12 protein-coding genes are annotated in these 12,551 nt (G+C 74.0%); 5 read left to right on the forward strand and 7 right to left on the reverse strand.

The features are described from left to right. Window positions 1–598 (forward strand): gamma-glutamylcyclotransferase family protein (locus tag WFH25_RS16140; RefSeq protein WP_336698554.1); only part of this gene is annotated, 598 nt, incomplete at its 5' end. Here the strand turns inward: WFH25_RS16140 and WFH25_RS16145 are convergent. The 4 genes from WFH25_RS16145 to rimK all read right to left on the reverse strand — a co-directional run bounded on the left by WFH25_RS16145 (window position 574) and on the right by rimK (window position 6,624). Further along, a complete protein-coding gene (locus WFH25_RS16145; RefSeq protein WP_336698555.1) occupies window positions 574–1,560 on the reverse strand; it encodes an NAD-dependent epimerase/dehydratase family protein in 987 nt (328 codons plus the stop codon). The genes WFH25_RS16140 and WFH25_RS16145 overlap by 25 nt on opposite strands. Beyond that, window positions 1,557–4,271 (reverse strand): alpha/beta fold hydrolase, encoded by a 2,715-nt coding sequence (locus WFH25_RS16150; protein WP_336698556.1) that lies wholly within the window; start codon window positions 4,269–4,271, stop codon window positions 1,557–1,559. The genes WFH25_RS16145 and WFH25_RS16150 overlap by 4 nt, the downstream gene beginning before the upstream one ends. Further along, window positions 4,268–5,341 (reverse strand): 3-oxoacyl-ACP synthase III, encoded by a 1,074-nt coding sequence (locus tag WFH25_RS16155; RefSeq protein ID WP_070419407.1) that lies wholly within the window; start codon window positions 5,339–5,341, stop codon window positions 4,268–4,270. Before WFH25_RS16155 ends, WFH25_RS16150 begins: the two co-directional genes overlap by 4 nt. Before the next feature lie 89 nt (window positions 5,342–5,430). Then, window positions 5,431–6,624, reverse strand: a complete 1,194-nt coding sequence (rimK, locus tag WFH25_RS16160; RefSeq protein ID WP_070418032.1) for a 30S ribosomal protein S6--L-glutamate ligase — start codon at window positions 6,622–6,624, stop codon at window positions 5,431–5,433. A gap of 64 nt (window positions 6,625–6,688) precedes the next feature. Between rimK and WFH25_RS16165 the strand changes: the two genes are divergently transcribed. Further along, window positions 6,689–7,171 (forward strand): ATP-dependent zinc protease family protein, encoded by a 483-nt coding sequence (locus tag WFH25_RS16165; RefSeq protein ID WP_092388521.1) that lies wholly within the window; start codon window positions 6,689–6,691, stop codon window positions 7,169–7,171. 212 nt (window positions 7,172–7,383) lie between these two features. Here WFH25_RS16165 and WFH25_RS16170 read toward each other — a convergent pair whose 3' ends face one another. Further along, on the reverse strand, window positions 7,384–8,277 hold the full coding sequence (locus tag WFH25_RS16170; protein WP_336698557.1) for an alpha/beta hydrolase: 894 nt from the start codon (window positions 8,275–8,277) through the stop codon (window positions 7,384–7,386). Window positions 8,278–8,394: 117 nt separating this feature from the next. Continuing rightward, complete coding sequence (locus WFH25_RS16175; RefSeq protein ID WP_336698558.1) at window positions 8,395–8,985, reverse strand: TetR/AcrR family transcriptional regulator; 591 nt, start codon at window positions 8,983–8,985, stop codon at window positions 8,395–8,397. A 23-nt stretch (window positions 8,986–9,008) separates the two neighbouring features. On the opposite strand from WFH25_RS16175, the gene WFH25_RS16180 reads away from it, so the two are divergent. Next, a complete protein-coding gene (locus tag WFH25_RS16180) occupies window positions 9,009–10,250 on the forward strand; it encodes an MFS transporter (protein WP_336698559.1) in 1,242 nt (413 codons plus the stop codon). On the opposite strand, the gene WFH25_RS16185 is transcribed toward WFH25_RS16180, so the two are convergent. Continuing rightward, window positions 10,156–10,494, reverse strand: coding sequence for a YciI family protein (locus WFH25_RS16185; RefSeq protein WP_083414001.1), 339 nt, complete (start codon window positions 10,492–10,494; stop codon window positions 10,156–10,158). The genes WFH25_RS16180 and WFH25_RS16185 overlap by 95 nt on opposite strands. A gap of 64 nt (window positions 10,495–10,558) precedes the next feature. Here WFH25_RS16185 and WFH25_RS16190 point away from each other — a divergent pair, with 64 nt between their 5' ends. Next, complete coding sequence (locus tag WFH25_RS16190) at window positions 10,559–11,824, forward strand: sensor histidine kinase (RefSeq protein WP_336698561.1); 1,266 nt, start codon at window positions 10,559–10,561, stop codon at window positions 11,822–11,824. Then, entirely contained in the window at window positions 11,806–12,486 is a 681-nt protein-coding gene (locus WFH25_RS16195; RefSeq protein ID WP_071295732.1) for a response regulator, read from the forward strand. Before WFH25_RS16190 ends, WFH25_RS16195 begins: the two co-directional genes overlap by 19 nt. Window positions 12,487–12,551 lie beyond the last annotated feature (65 nt).

Raw genomic sequence — 12,551 nt, forward strand, 5'->3', positions numbered from 1 at the left:
CGCGCTGCTCTGCTTCGTCGTCGGTCTCGTCGGCCTGGTCGTCGGGCTCGCGAACCGGTACGGATGTCTCGGCGCGGACGAGACCTGGCCGGAGTACCGCTGCACCGGCGACGACTCGGGCATCATCTGGGGCAGCGTGCTCGGCGTCGTCGGACTGCTCCACCTCGGCCTGACCGGACTCGCGGGGGCGATCGTGTGGACGTCCGCGCCGTCGATCGCTCCCCGACGTCCACGTCGCCCGGCGCCGAACGTCGGCGTGAACCTCGTCTTCTCGTACGGCACCCTCCGGCAGCCCGAGGTGCAGGAGACCCTGTTCGGCGGGCCGGTGCCGACCACGGAGGACTCGCTCCCCGGCTGGCGGCTCGACTGGGTGACGATCACCGACCCCCGCGTGATCCGGACGAGCGGCTCGGACCGGCACCCGATCCTGCGCCGGGGCACCCCGGAGGACCGTGTCGAGGGTGCGTGCCTCACGCTCGGCCACGAGTGGCAGATGCGGGCCGTCGACGACTACGAGGTCGCCGACTACCAGCGCGTCGAGGTGACCCTCGGGTCGGGCGCGACGGCTTGGGTCTACGTCGCCGCCGACGAGCCCTGAGCGGCAGCGAGCCGGCCGAGCCCCTCGTCGATCGACACCGCGGGCGTCCACTGCAGGTCACGACGGGTGCGCCGCTGGTCGAACCAGTGCGCCGTCGACAGCTGCTCGGCGAGGAACCGGGTCATCGGCGGCTCGTCCTCGCCCGGACGCACACGCCAGACCGCCTCGACGAGCGACCCTGCGAACCGGGCCACCCCGGCCGGCACGTGCACCCGCGGCGCCGGGACCCCGGACGCGGTGCAGATCCCGGCGAGCAGGTCCCCGACGGGCCGGGGTTCCCCGTTCGTCACGACGTACGCGTTGCCGTGCACCCCGTCGTCGGCGGCGTGGTCGAGCGCGGCGACCATCGCGGACGCGGCGTTGTCGACGTAGAGCGTGTCGATGAGCGCGGCGCCGGAGTCGAGCAGCGGCAGGCGCCCCGTGCGGGCACGGTCGACGATCCGGCCGACGAGCTGCGTGTCGCCGGGACCCCACACGAGGTGCGGGCGGACGGCGACGACGGCGAACCCGGGGGCGTCCGCGGCGAGTGCGAGCAGCTCGGCCGCGGCCTTCGTGCGGGCGTAGTCGCCGCGGGCCCGCGCGGGCTCGGCGGGTCCGGCGTCCGCACCGACGAGGGACGACCCGGTGTGCGCGACCGAGGGCGAGGAGACGAACACGAACCGCTCGACCCCGGCGCCACGTGCAGCGTCGAGGAGCGTCCGGGTGCCGTCGACGTTCACGCGGACGAAGTCGTCCGGGTCGCCGGCGAGCGAGACCTTGGCGGCGAGGTGGACGACCGCCTCGATGCCGTCGACGGCCCGGGCCACGGCTGCGGGGTCGGTCATGCTGCCGAGCACGTCCGACACTCCCTCGACCCCGGAGGGCCGTCGCTGGAACGTCCGGACCTCGTGCCCCGCAGCACGCACGGCCGCGGCGGTCGCCTGCCCGAGGAACCCGCTCGCACCGGTGACGAGGACCCTCACGGCCGGACCATCCGTCCACCGGACAGCACCGAGGCCGCCCACCGGGACAGCCGTGCACGGTCGACCTTCGAGTTGTGCCGGATGTCGGTCGGGAGCTCGGGCACCGTCAGCACCGCGGCGACGGGGATCCCCGCGGCAGCCCGGACGGCCCGGGCGAGGTCGGGGTCGGCGAGTGCTGGCCGACGGGTGCGGCGCCCACCGGTCGTCTCCACGACGGCGACGGCCTGCTGCGTGCCGCGGGGCCCGATGCCGGCGAGCCCGGCACGACCGACACCGGGGACGCGCTCGATCCGCTGCTCGGGACCGACAGGCGTGACGACCCCGTCCGCCGTGGTGAGCACGTGCTGCAGGCGTCCCTCGACCCAGAGCCGACCGGCATCATCGAGGTGGCCGACGTCGCCCGTGCGGTGCCCGCGCGGGTCCGCCACGCCGAGCCGCGACACCCGGTTCTGGCGCCAGAGCCGGTCGTACCGCTCGCGGACGTGCGGCGCCGCGACGACGATCTCGCCCGTGACGCCCGGGTCCTCGGTCAGCGCTCCGGACGGCTCGCCGGACTCGTCGAGCGGGGCGATCCGCACGCGGACGCCGGTGGCGGGTCGGCCCACGCAGATGCCGTCCTCGTCCGGGGTGTCGGCGGCTGCGGCGCGCACACCGTCGAGGTCGACGTCGGTCATCAGCAGCCCCTCGGTCATCCCGTAGGGCGTGTGGGCGCTCGCGTTCGGCATGAGTTCGGTGGCCGCGGTCAGCAGCTCGGCCGACACCGGAGCACCGGCCGACAGGAACAGCCGCACGCGACCGAGCGCCGCACGGTCCGCTGCCGTGAGTGCGCCGGCGGTCGCGACGACGTTCGCGACCGCCGCGGGTGACAGGAACACGACGGTGGCGTCCGCTGCGGTGACCGAGTCGGCGACTGCCCGAGCGGTCAGGGTCCGGGGCGCGGTGACGTCCATGTCGGGTGCGACCGACCGGGCGCCGAGCGCGGGACCGAGGAGCGCGAACGGGGCGAACCCGGCGACGAGGCCGGTGCCGACGCCGATGTCGTACTGCGCCGCGAGGGTGTCGCGGACCGCGCCGAGCTGCCCGTGCGTGTACACGACGCCCTTGGCCGGCCCGGTCGACCCGGACGTGAAGAGGACCGCGGCCGGCGCCTCGGACGACGGCGCACCGGGCAGCGCGGTGCCCCGTGCGAGGCGCTGCGCTCCGCGTCGTGCGACCTCGACGAGCGTGTGCTCGACCCGGAGCGCCCGACGAGCCGGCCCCGGCAACGACACCGTCGCGATGCGCCGACCGGGCCAGCCGAGCGCCCGTGCGGCCCCGAGGCCGGGCAGCGCGCCGATGATCCAGTCGGGACGGGCACCGCGCACCGCACGGGTCAGGCCGCGCAGGCCGAGCCCGGCATCGGCCACGACGACGACCGCCCCGATGCGCACGCTGGCGTACAGGACGGCGGTCAGGTCGGCGCCGGGGGTGACGAGGAGCGAGACGCGGTCACCGGCGCGGACGCCGAGGTCGACCAGTCCGGCCGCGATCTCGTCGACCCGACGGGCGAGCAACCGCCACGAGACGGTCCGGGGACCGCCGGCAGCGGCCATCTCGACGAGCGCGGCCTCGTCGCTGTCGCGCAGCTCGTCGAGTGCGGCCCAGAGCGGGCGGCGCACGTCGGCGTCGTCATGGGTGCGGGCCAGGAGGGACGGCTCGGCCCCCGCGGGCACGCGCCCGTCCGGCAGGTGGTCACCGAGCCACTCGACGACCGTCCCGGCGACGTCGGCGTCGTCCGGCAGCAGGTGCCCGGCGCCCTCGAAGCGGTGGACGTCCGCGTGCGGCAGGCGCTCCGCGAGGTCGTCGAGGTAGCGCTCCAGGAACACCGGGTCGCGCGGCCCCCACATCACGAGGGCGGGGACCTCGAGCGCGGCGACGCCGGCCGCGATCCGGTCGAGCTCCGGTGCGCTCGGGTGGTCGCCGTCGACGGGGATGTCGGCCACGAACCCGCCGACGCCCCCGCGACGAGCCGCTCCGCGGTAGGGCGCGCGGTACGCATCCGCGGTGGGACGGTCGAGCCGCGGGTGGGCGATCGCGAGCGTCGTCTCGAGGAACGCCGGCGTCAGCACCGTGGCACGGCCGAGGAGCTCCGGACGGAGCGCGAGCCGCAGCGGTGCGGGGATCGGGGCGTCGTCGGGCTGGTGCACGGCGGTGTTGCACGTCGTGACGGCCACCACGAGGTCCGGGTGGTCGACCGCCCAGCCGAGGGAGACGACACCGCCCCAGTCGTGCCCGAGGGTGACCACCGGGCCGGACAGCCCGAGTTCGTCGGTCAGCGCGCCGAGGTCCCGCACGCGGTCCGCGAGCCCGTGCTGCACGCCGGTGCGCTCCGAGAAGCCCATGTCGAGCTGGTCGACCGCGACGACCCGCCACGCCGGACCACCGGCGGCGGCGACGTCGAGCGAGGTGCGGAGCACCGACCGCCACAGGTACGACCAGGTCGGGTTGCCGTGCACGCACAGCAGGGTGCCGACGGGTTCCACACCGAGCGCGGCCAGGGAGCCGGCCGTGTCGAGGAGGTGCCACGAGCGCTCGGGGCGAGCCGTGCCTCCTGGATCCACAGCGGCGGGGACCGTGACGATGCGCGACCAGGCGGGGTCGAGTCCGGGCAGGGGCGGCGGGGGCGTCGCCGGAGCCGTGGCAGCGGCGACGCGCGGGAGGCCGGACCTCACCAGCGCAGTTCCATCATCGCCGTGTTGATGCCGGAGCCGACACCGCCGAGGAACACCCGGTCGCCGGGGCGGATGGCACCGCGGGCGACCTCGTCCGCGAGGGTGATCGGGATCGACGCCGGACCGACGTTGCCGAAGCGCTCGTACGTCGTCGGGACCTTGTCGCGCGGGACGCCGATGGCCTCGACGAAGGCGTTCGTGTGCACGTCGGAGACCTGGTGGAGCACGTAGCGGTCCATGTCGGCCCAGTCGAAGTGGGAGCGTGCCTCGTTCCAGGCGGCGACGACGAGTTCCATGCCGCCCTTGAGGAGCATCTTCGCATCGGTGAACATGCCGTCGACGCTGCCGACGCAGAGGTCGTACCACTGGGTCGCCGCGCGGGTGACGCCGCCGACGATCCGGTGACCGCCCGGGTGCATGTCCGCCGGGCCGAGCACGGCGGCTGCGGCGCCGGACCCGAGCGTCAGGCTCGCGAACTCGCTCATGAAGTCCTTGCGGTTGCGGCCGCCCTGGTTCAGGCGCTCGATGGTGTTGAGCTGCACCTGGTCGGCGTCCTCGCCGTCCACCACGAGCGCGTACTTGATCTGACCGGAGTCGATCATGCCCGCGGCGACGCTCATCGCGTTGACGAACCCGAGGCAGGCGTTCGCGATGTCGAAGTTGATCGCGGACGACGGCAGGCCGAGCCCGTGGTGCAGGCGCACGGCGACCGACGGCTCGAGGTGCGGGCGCGTCACCGACGTGTTGATGAGCAGGCCGACGTCCTCGGGGCGGATGCCCGCCTCGGCCATGGCGCGGCGTCCGGCATCGATGGCGGCGTCCTGGAAGGACTGGCCCTCGCCCCAGTTCCGGCGCTCCTTGACCCCGGCCACGCGCTCGAGGAGCCCCATCGGCAGGCGCAGGCGTCGCAGCACCCCGCGGAGCTTCTCCTCGATGTCGGCTGAGGTGGTCACGCGTTCCGCCACGGTCGTCGCGACGGAGAGCAGCGCGACGTTGTCGTGCTTGGCCGTGGCGTTGCCGGGCCGCTCCGTTTCGGTGCTCGTCGCCTGGTCGACCGGCCGTTCCGTCATGATCGTCACCGACACATACTTCCGCATCTGGCCTGGGTACGCGATCCGGATGCGCTGACAGGCGGGGGACAGTGCACTCCGGATGTGCCTCACGCCTCGGGCTGACGCGGCTCCTTGGGCAGTTTGCGGACCTTCGCACGGCGCTTCCGGCGCTCGGGGATCATCGAGCGCATCTCCTCGAGCTTGCCGAAGCAGAGCAGGCGGTCGCCGGGCTCGAGGGCCACGCCGCTGCGCGGGTTCGGGATGACGCCCGAGCCGCGGTGCAGCGTCAGGACGGTGATGTCGCGGTCCCAGAGACCGGACTCCTTGATGGTCTTCCCGACGAGGTCGGCGTTCGTGTGCACGAGCAGCTCGGCGACGCCGTAACCGGTCGAGACCGAGAGCCGCTGCCGGACGTCGATCTCGGGGAAGGCCACCTGGTTCGCGATGAAGTCGATGATCGCGCCGGCGATGTCGAGGCCGGTGGCACGCTCGATGCCCTCGAGCCCCGGGGAGGAGTTGACCTCCATCACGAGCGGCCCGTCGTTGCCCTCGAGCATGTCGACGCCGGCGACCCGCAGGCCCATGATCTGCGCCGAGCGGACGGCGGCCTCTTCGTACTCGGGCGTCAGCGTGACCTTCTCGACCGTCCCGCCGCGGTGCACGTTCGACCGGAACTCGTCGCCGGAGGCGCTCCGCCGCATCGCCGCGACCACCCGGTCACCGACGACGAGCGCGCGGATGTCCTTGCCGCGGCTCTCCGAGATGAAGCTCTGGATGAGCACGTTCTGCTTCGTGGAGTGCAGGGTCTCGACGATCGACTCGGCGACCTTCGCCTCGGGAGCGAGGATCACGCCGATGCCCTGCGTGCCCTCGAGCAGCTTGATCACGACGGGCGCTCCGCCGACGCGCTCGATCGCCCCGCGGACGTCGGCGCGGCCGTTCACGAACGTCGTCGCCGGCATGCCGATGTCGTGCCGCGAGAGGATCTGGTTCGCCCGCAGCTTGTCGCGCGAGTTCGTGATCCCGTTGGCGGTGTTCGGCGTGTAGACGTCCATCTGCTCGAACTGCCGGACCACTGCGGTGCCGTAGTAGGTGATCGAGTTCCCGATGCGCGGCAGCACGGCGTCGTAGTCGGACAGGAGCTTGCCGCGGTACTGCAGGTCGGGGTCGTCGCCGGTCAGGTCGATCGCGAACCGGAGCGTGTTGAGCACCTTCACCTCGTGCCCGCGGTCGATCGCGGCGGCCCGGAGGCGCTCCGTCGAGTACGCGTGCGGCGCACGCGACAGGATGGCGAGTTTCATCGGGGAGGCTCCGGGGTTGGTATCGACGGCGACGCTCCATCCAAGCATGCGACAGGATGGGCACATGGCCCGAGAACCGAAGTCCCCGAACGGCGGTCTCGTGGTCGCCGGCTGGCGGGAGTGGGCGGCCCTGCCGAGCCTCGGCATCCCGTGGATCAAGGTGAAGCTCGACACCGGTGCGCGCAGCTCGGCGCTGCACGCGTTCGACCTCGAGGAACTCCCCGGCGACCGGGTCCGCTTCTCGGTGCACCCCTGGCAGGACACCGACGCCGACGCCGTCACGATCGAGTGCGACGTGCACGACCGGCGCATCGTCCGGAGCTCCACCGGGCACACCCAGGAGCGCATCGTGGTCCTCACCGAGATGTCCCTCGCCGGGCGTGTCTTCGAGGCCGAGGTCACGCTGAGCAACCGTGACCAGATGGGCTTCCGGATGCTCGTCGGCCGCGAGGCACTGCGCCAGGGGTTCCTCGTCGACCCGGCTCGCTCGTTCATGGCCGGCCGGGCGCCGAAGGAGATCCGCCGCCGCAACCGCGGTCGCGCCTGACGGCTCGCCGAGCTCGCCGCCGACGCGGTGCGCGGCCTGCGCGGGATCCGCTGAATACGTCCGCGCGGTGACCGTTCCGGTTCGCGGATCCCGGGGATCGTGAACCGGAACGGTCACCGACGAGACCGTAAACGTCAGTCGGCTCGACCAGCCGACGGACGGGAGGGACGGTGCGGGGCCGACCCGCGCCTCCAGGCCGCCGTCGGCGCGGGTCAGGCCTGCAGGTGCCGACCCAGGAACCGCAGCTGCTGCGGCGCGAGCCGCCGCCAGTAGGCGGTGGTGTGCCCGCCCGGCTCGAACCCGCCGTCCGGGGCGATCGCGAAGCCGTCGACGTACGCGCGCACGGCGGGCTCGAACCCGTCGCCGGTGCCGCAGTCGACGCGGACCGCGACGGCGTCGAGGGAGGACTGTCGGCCGAGCACCGTGTTCGCGGCGAAGTCCGCGGGGTCGTCGAAGGCGCCACGTGCCGTCTCCCCCGCCGACCGCCACAACGCAGGGCTGATCGCGGAGACCGCACGCACCCGCGCCGAGCCGAGCACGCCGGCGATGTGGAGCGCGCCGTAGCCGCCCATCGAGTAGCCGGTGAACGCGAGCCGTGCGGTGTCGAACCCGCGGCGGGCGAGCAGCGGCAGGAACTCGTCGACGACCATCGCGGCGGGGTCGTCACCGTCCGCGCGGCGGTGCCAGTAGCGGTTGCCGCCGTCGACCGCGGCGATCGCGAACGGCGCTCCGCCCGCGGCGACGTGCGCGGCGAGGAACCGGTCGTAGCCGAGGTGGGAGCCGAAGAAGTCCGCGTGGTCGTCGCCGTAGCCGTGCAGGGCGACCGCGATCGGCAGGGGCCCGTCGGACTGCGGCGCGGCGATCGTCCAGCCGACCTCGAGGCCCTTCCGAGCGCGCGACGTGAACGACCCGGACACCGTCGGCACCGGCGTGACGTCGGGGACGGTGCCCGCCGGTCCGTCGAGGCCGAGCACGCGGTACATCGTCGAGCGGCCGGGGAGCAGCCGGAGGTTCACGGCCTCGGCAGCGGCACCGGCCACGACGACCGCGGCGCCGCCGGCGAGGAGGGAGCGGCGGGTGATCCGGGCCGCGCGCGAGCTGGTCATGCGAGGGGGACGATGCCGTCCGAGGTCACACGCGTCGTCACGAGGGTCGAGGAGATCCGCTGCACACCGGGCAAGCTACCGAGTCGGGTACCGGAGCACCTCGGGTACACGCGGACGTCAGGTGTGAAGTCGCGCAGGAACCGGTCGCTCCGCCGCCCCGAGGAGCGCGTCGGCGACGGCACGCGCGGTACCGGTCCCGAGGCCGGGTTCGCGGAGGCGCATCGCGAGGTACCCCGAGACGAGGAGCAGCAGCTGCTCGGCGAGTGCCCCCGCGTGTGCGCCGACCACGGGCTCGGCCGACTCGGTCAGGCGTCGCCGCAGGGTGTCGGTCTCGCGGTCGAGGACCGCGCGGACGTCGGACGGGGCGTCGACGTACTCGGCTGCCGTGCCGAGGAACGCGCACCACCGCGACCCCGACGGCGTGGACCGGTACGCGTCGAGGGCGTCGAACACCGCCAGCAGCCGGCCGCGGTCGTCCTCGGCGGCGGCGACGGCCCGGTCCCACGTGGCGAGCCAGTCGTCGTGTCGACGGGCGAGTGCCGCGGCGACGAGCGACTCCTTGCTGGCGTACCCGCGGTAGAGCGTGGCGCTCGAGATCCCCGCGCGCTCGAGGACGGCGTCGATCGGCGTCGCGGCGATGCCCTGGGTGAAGAAGAGCTCCTCGGCGGCGTCGAGCAGCTTCTGCTCGGTTCCTGGACGCATCGCCATGAGAGCACCCTAGGCTCTCAGAAGTGAAACGATCGTTTTCGTTGCGACAGTCGGTGTTCCTGGGGAGCGGCCTCGGCCTGATCGCCGCGACGTACGGCCTGGTCCGGCTGGCGTACGGGCTGTTCCTGCCCGACGTCCAGCGGGACCTCGGGCTGCGCGCCGACGCTGCGGGGTGGGTCTCCTCCGGAGCCTCGGCGATGTACTGCGTCGGCGCCGTGGTCGGGTACCGCTGTGCCGGCCGCGTGCCCCGGGTCCTCGTGGCGGTCGCCGCCGTCGTCGCGGGCGGTGGTGCACTCGGCATGGCCGCGGCCGGCGACCCCACGGCGTTCGCGATCGCGTCGGTCGTCGGTTCGGCGGGCGCGGGACTGGCCTCGCCCGCACTCGTCAGTCTCGTGACGACCCTCGTGCCGCAGCCGGCACAGGGCCGGGCGCAGGCCGTGGTGAACGCCGGGACGGGCCCCGGCCTCGTCGCCGCAGGCGTGCTCGCGCTCGTGCTCCTGCCCGACTGGCGGACTGCGTGGACATGGTCCGGGATCGCGGCGCTGGTCGTCGGGTCGGTCCTGCTCGCGTCCTCGTGGTCGCCCCGCCGGACGGCGACGGCCGGGCAGACCCCCACGAAGCGAGCACCGGCCCCGGACCGGGCGTGGTGGACGGCGCACCGTGCGGTCCTCGTGCTCGCCCTGCTCTTCGGCGCAGGGTCGGCGGTCGTGTGGACCTACGGCCGCTCGGTGCTCGTCGACGCCGGCGCACCGGTCGCCGTCTCGGTGTCCGCGTGGATCGCGCTCGGCGCGGGCGGTGCCGCCGTCGTGGCGACCGCCCGGTGGACCAGTCGGCTGCGTGCCCGGACGCAGTGGACGCTCACCACCGCCGCCGTCGCCCTCGGTGTGCTGGCGCTCGGCACGGTGCCGCAGTGGACGCCCGTGGCGCTCGTCGCGTGCGCCGTGTTCGGCTGGGGGTACACGGCGGCGACCGGGGCCCTGATCGCGTGGACCACCGAGGTCGATCCGGAGCGGTCCTCGGCCGGCACCTCGGTGCTCTTCGTGGCGCTCGTCCTCGGCCAGGCCGGCGGCGCCGCGGCGGCCGGAGCGGTGGTCGAACCGCTGGGGTCGCTCGGCACGTTCGGGGCCGGGACGCTCGTGACGGCCGCCTGTGCCGTGCTCGGTGCGCGGGTCAGAGCAGCGGGCGCAGCTCGATCTTCCGGTTGCACGCCACCGACGCCTCCTGCGCGACCCGCAGCGCGGTCTCGGCGTCCGGCAGGTCCATGACCCAGAACCCGGCGACGAACTCGGTCGGGTCCCCGACGAGCCCCGGGGTCGTGGTCGGCTCGGCGCGACGGGCGTCGACCACCACGGCGTCCGACGGCGCGGACACCCCGGCCGCGAAGACGACGGCGTCGCCGAGCCGCTCGTTGAGCGCGTCGACCGCGTCCGCCTCGGTCCGTGTCGCGGACTCGGTCCGACCGGCGGCCTCGGCCTGCCCGTCGTCGATGACGTTGACGAGGAACTGCATGGTGCCTCCCCTGTTCGGTTGGCGGCAGGCTACTCCGACCACCGCACCCGCTACCGTGGTGACCATGGGGACGACCGCGGAGTGGTCACGGCTGCCGGTGGGGCGCCGCGAGTTCCACCAGGACGCCCTCCTCGCACTCGTCCTCGGGGCCGGACTGGCGATCACGACGATGCTCTACGGGTCGGCCGGGACCTACGGCGACGACCAGGCAGCGTGGTGGGTCTCGGCGCTGCTCGTCGTGGCGAACGCCGCACCGGTCGCGTTCCGCCGCCGGTGGCCGATGACGATGGCGGTCGTCTCGGCGCTGGCCTTCGCGGCGACGCAGATCCTGCACGTGCCCGAGGTCTTCCTCGTGAACTTCACGCTGTTCATCGCCCTGTACACGGTCGGTGCGTGGTGCTCGGACCGTGTCCGCGCCGAGGTCGTGCGCTGGGTGGTCATCGGCGGCATGTTCGCCTGGCTGTTCGTCGCGATCGCCTTCGGCTGGGCGGTGCCGAACGCGCTGCCGAACGACGACGGCGGCCTCATCCCGCCGTACATCGCGCTCTCGCTGCTCAACATCGTGATCAACGTCATCTACTTCGGCGCCGCCTGGTACGCCGGCAACCGGGCCTGGGCGTCGGCGGTGGCGAAGCACGAGCTCGACCTCCGCACCGCCGAGCTCGCCGCCGAACGCGAGCGGAGCGCTGCCCAGGCCGTGACGATCGAGCGCGTGCGCATCGCCCGCGAACTCCACGACGTCGTGGCGCACCACGTGTCGCTCATGGGGGTGCAGGCCGGCGCGGCTCGACGCGTGATCGGCCACGACCCCGAGCAGGCGACGGCGTCGCTCGGCGTGGTCGAGCAGAGCGCCCGGACCGCCGTCGAGGAGCTCCGCCGGATGCTCGGCACCCTCCGTGCCGACGAGGACGGCGGCGACGACGTCCGAGCGGCTCCGAGCACCGAGGGGCTCGGCCGGATCGGCGAGCTCGCCGACTCGGCCCGGACCGCGGGGCACCCGACCGAGTACGTCGTGGTCGGCAGCGTCCGCGACGTCCCGCCCACGGTCTCGGCGGTCGCCTACCGGATCGCGCAAGAGGCCGTGACGAACGTCCTCAAGCACGCCGGCCCGACGGCCCGGGCGGACGTCCGGGTGCGGTACCTCGACGACGGCGTCGAGGTCGAGGTCACCGACGACGGACACGGCGACCGGGCACCGCGGAACACCGCGGGCAGCGGACTCGGCCACGTGGGGATGCGCGAACGCGTCGCCGCGGTGGGCGGACGGATCGAGATCGGGCCGCGCGCCCGGGGAGGCTGGCTGGTGCGGGCATGGCTGCCGACGACCTGACCATCGTGCTCGCGGACGACCAGGACCTCGTCCGGGCCGGGTTCCGCGTCATCCTCGAGTCCGAGCCGGGGTTCCGGGTCGTCGGCGAGGCCGCTGACGGCGCCGAGGCGGTCGAGGCCGTGCGGACGCTCCGTCCGGACGTGGTGTGCCTCGACGTCCAGATGCCGAACGTCGACGGGCTCGAGGCGGCGCGTCGGATCGCCGCGCTCCCGGAGCCACCGGCCGTGCTCGTCCTGACGACCTTCGACCACGACGACGCCCTCTTCCAGGCGCTCGAGGCCGGGGCGAGCGGGTTCCTGCTGAAGAACGCCTCCCCCGAGCGGCTGATCGACGCCGTCCGCACCGTGGCGGCCGGCGACGCGCTGCTCGCCCCGGACGTGACCCGCCGGGTGATCAGCCGCGCGACCGCCGGGTCCGGGGCGCCCGCGGCACCGGACGGCGACGAGGCGGTCGTCACGGCAGGGCTGACCGAGCGTGAGACCGAGGTCCTCCGGCTGCTCGCCCGCGGGCTGAGCAACGCCGAGATCGCGACGGAGCTGTGGGTCGGTGAGGCGACCGTGAAGACCCACGTGTCGAACGTCCTCCAGAAGCTCGGACTGCGCGACCGCATCCAGGCGGTCGTCTGGGCCTTCGAGCACGGCGTGGCCGGAACCCCCGCCTAGACCCCCGTCCGACCCGCGCTCCCCCACGCGGCGGAGCCCGCGGCGCCCCGATCCCCGTCGCCAGC

The sequence above is a fragment of the Curtobacterium sp. USHLN213 genome, from assembly GCF_037144815.1.
Classification (GTDB): Bacteria; Actinomycetota; Actinomycetes; order Actinomycetales; family Microbacteriaceae; genus Curtobacterium.